This is a genomic window from Bilophila wadsworthia ATCC 49260 (assembly GCF_000701705.1).
Taxonomy (GTDB): domain Bacteria; phylum Desulfobacterota; class Desulfovibrionia; order Desulfovibrionales; family Desulfovibrionaceae; genus Bilophila; species Bilophila wadsworthia.
In genome coordinates this window covers 22,186-28,295 of the sequence record NZ_JNJP01000050.1, presented here as the reverse complement: position 1 = coordinate 28,295, position 6,110 = coordinate 22,186, and the positions used below count along the sequence as shown (strand labels likewise).

3 protein-coding genes are annotated in these 6,110 nt (G+C 49.7%); 1 reads left to right on the top strand and 2 read right to left on the bottom strand.

The annotated features are described in order from the left end of the window. Both T370_RS24495 and T370_RS0115025 read right to left on the bottom strand, forming a co-directional pair. On the bottom strand, positions 1 to 573 hold a 573-nt coding region (locus tag T370_RS24495; RefSeq protein ID WP_211250529.1), incomplete at its 3' end, for a restriction endonuclease subunit S. A gap of 1 nt (position 574) precedes the next feature. Continuing rightward, positions 575 to 3,124, bottom strand: coding sequence for a type I restriction-modification system subunit M (locus T370_RS0115025; RefSeq protein WP_029436202.1), 2,550 nt, complete (start codon positions 3,122 to 3,124; stop codon positions 575 to 577). Positions 3,125 to 3,501: 377 nt separating this feature from the next. Between T370_RS0115025 and T370_RS23025 the strand changes: the two genes are divergently transcribed. Then, positions 3,502 to 6,057: a helicase C-terminal domain-containing protein gene (locus T370_RS23025; protein WP_029436201.1), complete on the top strand. Its 2,556-nt coding sequence runs from the start codon at positions 3,502 to 3,504 to the stop codon at positions 6,055 to 6,057. The last annotated feature ends 53 nt before the right edge of the window (positions 6,058 to 6,110 follow it).

Here is a 6,110-nt window from a genome sequence, read left to right as displayed (position 1 = left end):
CTTACGCTGATGAAGGGTGATAAGACGGTCAAGCTGAGCAAAATACTTGCCAATAGCTATTTGTTCATCTATTTTTGGCACTTGAATATCAATATACATCATCTTTGTTTTTGCTATATTAAATCTCGAAATTCCCTGTGCCAAAAGTTTTATTTGCTTTCTTACCGATTCAGATCTAAGCATAAATGCAAGATAATCTAAATCAAACTTTACAGACGGTCTAAAACCAAAACAAAAGCTATTAAGATATGTGATACCTATTTTTTTCTTTAAAACACTGGACATTCCGACTTCTTCAGGCGTTTCAGAAGAAGTTGTAAAGAACACATCTCCTACCTCAACTTCTCTTTGTCTTGAATCAACTTCCACATTCTCAATCATATTAGGATTAGCAATTGGATTAGAAAAAACATTCATATAGGTAATGAGTGAAGCTTTTCCATGACCAAAATCTGAAGCCTTTTTACCTGATAAACCAGTAAATGTAGTTCCCACTTCCCCCAGCTTACGCTGTTCCCAAGTTTCCGTAAATCCGGCGAAGCGAACCTTAGGTTTTCCGGCATGTTCGGCCATACTATTCGCCTCCCAGCAATTTTTTCAGTTCCGCAAGCCCCTGCATGTCAAAAGCATTTCCGGTCAGTTCATCAATCAGCCCATTGAGCGCCGTTTCCGTTTCATCAATTTCACTGTCCACTCCGGCGAAGGTCATCTCATACTTCGTACACAGTGCTTCAAGGCGGGCAATCAATTTGCGGACCACACTCAGAGGCAGGTCGTTCAGGTCTTCAACAAGAGGCGTTATCCACTTGCGGCGCAGCAAATCCAGAATCTGCTCGTCACTGAGATTCTCGATGACATGCTTCGTTTGCGTGTGCAGTGCCTCGGCGTCTTCCTTGATTTTCTTTTTGAGGCTTTTTTCTCTGCTGATCAGCGCGTCCACTTTTTTGAGGATGGCAAGCGTTGCCTCATCCAGAGCTCCGGCCTTGAGCGACTTTTTCACCTCGGCGGGGACAAAGGCGTCCTCATTGACAAAGGGCTGTTCCCTGTCCTCCTCGCTCAATTCATTCAGCAGTTCTTCATACCGCCCAGCAAAGTCGGCCAGCCTTTCCTCTTCCTCTTTCAGGGCTTGCAGTTTGTCCGCCAACAGACAAGCCTGCGCCAGTTCAAAGGGAATGACATGCCCCTGCCAGCCGTCTTGTATTTCCGTGTCCTTATTATCCTTCTTCTTGATGACCATGCGCGGATCAACCTGCCGCGCGGCGGCAAGGCCTTCGGTCTGAAGAATCTCAAGATCCACGGCAATGTCTTTCCAGCGGCTGTCAAGAAGCTGGTACGCTTCATACGGGTCAATCAGCGGAATCGCGCGCAATCTGGCAAAGATATCCGCACTGTGCACATTTTCCGCCTGCGCCGTATTCACTGTCTCCATCTTGCCCAGCAGTTCCGTGTTCAGAAAATCGGGAAACGTGGCGAATGCTCCGGCATATCGATCGGTAAAGGCTGTAATGTCCGGATGCCCGAGAACGGCATCCTTCAGATTTTCAACCTTCAATTCATAATAGGCTTCATTCAGAGGCCGGAACAGCGATTCCCTGAGCGAGGGAAAAGCGGCCCAATAATCGCGTAATCCGGCAAGTTCCAAATCAGGAATGCCGCCGAACATGGTAGCCCAGATATCCCAGCTTTCCGCTTCTTCGGAAGAATCCACATAGCGAGGAATATTCAGATTATACTCATTCCCGCGGATTTCCTCACGACTGACGACACGGGAAAATTTATCCACCGAGGTTCGCTGTGTGACTGTATCCACTATCTTTTTGATGTCACAGGCCCGCAGGACGTTATTCTTTCCCTGCTTGGCGAAGCCTTTGGAGGCATCAATAACGAGGACATCCGTATTTTCCCTTTTTTGCCTCAATACCATGATAATGGTGGGAATACCCGTTCCGAAAAAAATGTTGGCTGGAAGGCCGATAATAGCATCTATGTGGTTCTGTTCAATGAGATTTTTACGGATATTCCCCTCTTCGCCGCCGCGAAAAAGAACCCCATGAGGCAAAACAATTGTCATAATGCCGTCGGGCTTCAGATGATACAAATCATGCAGCAGAAAGGCGTAATCGGCCTTGCCTCTTGGGGCCAGACCGAACGAGGCATAGCGTGCGTCGTTTTCCTTGTCCGATGGATTCCATGCCTGAGAATAGGGGGGATTGGAGACTACGGCATCCACATAGAGTGGATTATAGGTATTTACCGGGTCATTTTCATCAAAATACGGCCAGTCATCTTCCAGCGTATCGCCGTTGCGAGTAAAAATATTGTCCGGCAGAATACCGCGCATGACAAGATTCATGCGTGTCAGGTTGTAGGTGTTTTCTTTCAGCTCCTGTGCATAGTATTGAATGTGATCTTCACTCCCCACATAGCGGGCCGTGCTTTTTCCGATATTGATCAGCAGAGAGCCGGAACCGCTTGTCGGATCGTAAATTTTTATCGCACTTCTTCCCTTCAGATGATGCGCCACAATTTCTGACATGAGCAGCGAGACTTCATGCGGCGTGTAGAACTCCCCCGCTTTTTTGCCCGCATTGGCCGCAAAATTGCTGATCAGATATTCATAGATGAAGCCGAGAACATCATAATCCTGTCGGCCATCCATGGGAATGTCTTTTATCAGATAAATCAGATCGCGGATGGCTTTGGTTCGCGCGCCGGAAGTTTCCCCCAGTTTGGACAGACCGGTTTCCAACGTTTTGAAAATACCCTCAAATACTTTTTTATGATGAGGATTGATGTTCCGGTTAAAAGCGGAAATGGCATCCGTTACGTCCGAAGCGGCAAAATCCATACCCTTGGCTATCCATGTGGAAAAAAGGCCGTCATAAGATATGAAGTAGCCAATATTTTGTCGAACCATCTGCACGGATTCAGTATCATCCTCATTCAGCTCAACAAGATACTCATCCGTCCAATCGTTTTTTTTCAAAAACTGCACTTCGTTATCAGAAAGGAATTTATAAAATATAAAACCAAGAATATAGTCCTTATATTCATTAGCCTCAATTTTGGAACGCATCTTATTCGCTGATTCCCAAATCTTGGCCGCAAGCTGCTGTTTGTTCATACAGTCGTTTCCTAAAATTTCAGTTCGGACAAATTCAGAAGTACAGGATTGCAACATTTGTCATAGACGGGACATCCTCATCTCATCGGATGCCCTCTGTTTGTCAGTATAGTCCAAAATGTCCAAAAGATAAACAGGCCGAACAACAGGAAAACTGCTGGGTATCCAGTGGATGATACCTGAGCAGAACAGCTTATCCCATACAATCCGGGAAGACCCATTTTTATCCCCTTTTTTGACGGGTATGTTTTAGGGTATCAAAAATATTTTTAAAATTTTTATACTATTATTTCGAATAAATATATTGCAACACAGGCGTCAACTACAAGTTAAAAAGCCGCTTTGCCAAATTCCAGAACGTGCCGGAGCTGCTTTCCATGTACCGTACCTTTGCCGATGTCGTGACAAAAAGCGATTTGGACGAACAGGCAAAGCAGGCCGGGGAACGGCCTCTGACGCCTCCGATTGAAGGGGGAAAACCATTCAATGACGTGGTGGAACGCTCCCCGGCTCAGGCTACCTATATGGAAAGCATTATAGAGCGCATGGAGCATCTGCCCAAAGACCCGCGCATCGACAATCCGCTCAAAGTCACCAATGACGCCCGCAAGGCCGGGCTGGATTACCGGCTGATAGAGCCGACCGCTGATGATTTTGAAGGCTCAAAGCTCAATGCCGCCGTCGAGCGCATATACGAAATCTGGCATAAAACTTCCGCTGACAAGGGTACGCAGCTTGTCTTTTGTGATTTGTCCACACCCAAGAGTGGGAAGGCTCCGGCATCCGCTCAGAGTGAACGGCAGGATTTGGAATCCGGGGCGCTTATCGACGTGGACGACACTCTTGTCCGCGAAACGCCGGAACAGGAAGACTTGGCCGAAGATGACGGGGACGACGCTCTTGCCGGTGTCGTCAATATGGATGAGGTCATCGCCATGTCGTCCGGCAAGTTCTCCGTGTATGACGACATGAAGCAAAAACTCATGGCAAAGGGGATTCCCGCCGATGAAATAGCCTTCATCCATGACGCCAACACAGATATACGAAAAGCAAAGCTGTTCAGTGATATGAATACAGGCCGAGTCCGTATTCTTCTTGGCTCTACCGCAAAAATGGGCGCGGGCATGAATGTGCAGAAAAGACTTGTGGCCGCGCATCATCTGGATGCCCCGTGGCGACCGTCAGATTTGGAGCAACGCAATGGAAGAATTATACGTCAGGGAAACATGTTTTATGAACGCAATCCTGACACTTTTACTGTAAAAATATTCAATTATGCCACAAAACAGACTTACGACGCGCGGATGTGGCAGACCATAGAGTACAAGTCAGCCGCTATTGAACAGTTTCGCAAGGGCGATCTGCTCCAGCGCGTCATTGACGATGTAGCCTCGGAAGCCGCCAATGCCGCCGAAATGAAAGCCGCGGCTTCCGGCAATCCGCTTATTCTCATGCAGGTACAGCTTGCCGCCGATCTGCGCAAACTCGAAGCCCTGTATTCGCAGCATCAGCGCAGCCAGCACCGGATGCGCGACCGCCTCAAGTATCTTGCTTCCACAGAAACACGGCTTGCAAAAGAGGAAACTCTGTATGCGGAAAACGTCCGCCGCAGGGATTCCCATACCCACACGGTCATGGAAAAGGGGAAAGAAAAAATCCTGGTGGAACTGACGGCTGACGGCAAGACCTTCACGGCCAAAGACAGCGAAAAGATAAAAGACCGTTTGCTTGAAGGCGTGAAGGAAGTCACCCGCGATTCCAGCGCAACATTTCCGTTCGGCTCCTATCGCGGTTTTGAAGTCTCTGTCGAACGCGCGGCAATACGTATGAGCGGCAAGGACGGTTTTCAGCTTTCGCTTCGGGGGGCGGGCGAACGGGAGTTCCGACCGGGTAATCTGTTCTACGATTTTGAGGAAAAGTTCAGTCTGGCCGGTCTGTTTCAGCGCATGGACAATTTTCTGGCCAGGGGACTGGATGACGCTGTGGAAACGCAGCGGGAGAACGCACGGCAGGAAAAGGCCGAACTGGAAACCGTCAAGGCCACTCTGGGCAAGGAGTTTCCGCAGCAGGAAGAACTGGCTCTGGCGCGGGAAAACCACAGCGCGGTCATCCGGGAATTGCAGCGGATGCAGGATGATTCGAGCTACGTCTCCACCTGGACACCGAAAACATCTCTGACCGATGAACAGCCGACAACAGCGGAAGCGCCCCAGCCGAAGGAGAACAGCGCTGCCGCCGCAGTTCCCGCTGCGCCGCCGGAAAAACAAGCTCACACGCTCAAATACGGCGAAGGAGAAGGGAGAACGGAATACACCGTCTCCAATCAGCACAACGGCTATACACTGCAAAACGGGTATGTCCTGCGCCGCACCTATTTCAACAGCAGCATCGGTTCCCTGGGGCAAAGTCTGTACGAGGACGGTCAGTGGCACAGCACGGCGACCGCGCCGAGCGGCATGAAACTCAAGCAGTTCGAGACGCGGGAAGCGGCCATACAGGTTGCCCGCAATGACGCCGAACAACGCGGGCTTGAAGAAACGCCGCCCGCCGAAGCTGCCGCGCCAGCATCGACACTGGCTGGCGAAACCTTCCGCGACCGGCTTGCCAGGGCCGGTTTTCATCCTACCGGCAGTGATTTTTACGGCAAGAATGAACATGCATTGACTCTGGATGCGGTAGACGGCGGAATGTATGAACTGCGCGTGTTTCAGACGGGAAACGACAAAATCGGTCTGCGTGTCCAGTACGAGAAAAACCATATCATCAACGGGGCGCGCACCGTTCGCGCCACATTTGATACATTTGCGGAAGCCCTGGAGCATGTGGAGGCATACAGACAGCTCACGGCTCCGCAGGCCAAAGCCGCCGTTCAGACGGCTTCGCCCTCCGGCGGCGTACATGGATTTGTGATTTCACGTCCGCGCATGAGGTAAGCGGCATGAATCATTTTTCTCTCTAACCTCACAACAAAGACAAGGAGTTACTC